The organism is Streptomyces aurantiacus (genome assembly GCF_001418335.1).
In the GTDB taxonomy this organism is placed as follows: domain Bacteria; phylum Actinomycetota; class Actinomycetes; order Streptomycetales; family Streptomycetaceae; genus Streptomyces; species Streptomyces aurantiacus.
Genome location: NZ_LIPP01000534.1, coordinates 1 through 1332 on the forward strand (window position 1 = coordinate 1; position 1332 = coordinate 1332).

1 protein-coding gene and 1 pseudogene are annotated in these 1332 nt (G+C 70.9%); one reads left to right on the forward strand and one right to left on the reverse strand.

The window, feature by feature from the left end; all coding sequences use genetic code 11:
- Positions 1 to 848 (reverse strand): hypothetical protein (locus AOK01_RS39990; RefSeq protein ID WP_055520561.1); only part of this gene is annotated, 848 nt, incomplete at its 3' end.
- A gap of 257 nt (positions 849 to 1105) precedes the next feature.
- Between AOK01_RS39990 and AOK01_RS39995 the strand changes: the two are divergent.
- Positions 1106 to 1332: pseudogene (locus AOK01_RS39995) on the forward strand (class E sortase); the annotation flags it as partial.

Sequence of the window (1332 nt, forward strand, 5' to 3'; positions counted from 1 at the left end):
GCCTCGTACGACGGGACCGTGCCCGTCACGATGCCCAGGTTCGGGGTGCCCGAGGCGGCCAGTTCGCGTAGGGAGCTCTCTATCGTCGTCAGGTGTTCCTCGTGGGACGGGTATTCCGACGACAGGGACGGGTACGCCGCCAGGAGTTCCGTCAGTTCGGCCGCCGGCCAGTGGAGGACCGCCACCGGGAACGGGCGGGACAACGCCTCGCGGTACGTGCCCAGTTCGGCGCGCAGGCGGGAGATCTCCGCCTCCAGCTCCGCCGGGTTGTCGGAGCCCAGCGACCACACGCGCTTCGGGTCGTGGAGCTCGTCCAGGGACACCGGGGAGGAGTGCAGCGTGTCCGCGAGGGTGTCCCAGTTGTCGTGGGACAGGCCCAGCATGCGGCGTACCCGATGGCGGCCGAAGAGGACCGGGTGGGTCGCGTACGGGGGTTCCGGGACGTCGGTCAGGAGGTGGACCGCCGCCTCCGTGAACGTCTCCTGCGCGGCCTCCAGCTCGTCGTGGGCCTCCAGCGCCTCCGCCACGATCACCCAGGGAGCGGGGTCGCGGGGTGCCGCCGCGCGGACTCCGGTGATGATCGCCCCGGCCTCCGCCTCGTGGCCGTACTCCCAGAGGTTGGCCGCCTTCAGGGCTCGTACCAGGAACGGGTTCTCCAGCGGTGTCGTGCTGGCGAGCAGGCGGTCGTAGAGCGAGGTGGCTCGCGGGCGGTCGTCGGCCAGTTCGAGGTGGGCCGCGGCCTGCAGGAGCAGGTGTTCGGCATCCTCGGGGTAGAGGCCGGCTGTCCGCTCCAGGCGTGCTGCTTCGGCGTTGTGGTCGACGTACTCGGCAGACGTGTCGGGGCGCATGGATGACACCGTACTGCCGACGGCCGACAGAGGTGAGGGAGGTGAGGTAAGTGCTGGCCAGGGGTGAGATCAGTGGGAGGGCGTGACTCGCGGCGTGAGTCGCGGCGTGCGGCTGTCGTGCGGACGGTGTTGTGGAGGGTGGCGCGGGGTGGTGTGTGCGTGGGGATGGTGAGTTGGTGGCTCAGCGTTTATCGTGCGGCCCCCCGGTACCCGCCCCCCCCCGGCCCCCGAGCTGCGACTCGGGAGGAGGTGTGATCGTGCGCGTTCCCGTCGTCCATCAGCGGGGGCGGCGGCGACGTGTGCGTTATGTCCGCCTCCTCTGGAACGGCGCCGAGGTTGTCGTGACCCTCGGTGTCGTCCTCCTCCTGCTCGTCGCCCATCAACTGTGGTGGACCAACCGGCAGGCCAGGGAGGGCGCCGAGCGGAAGGTTCACGCCCTGGAGAGGGAGTGGGGTGCGGGCGGCGACGTGGACGGGAGTGGGGG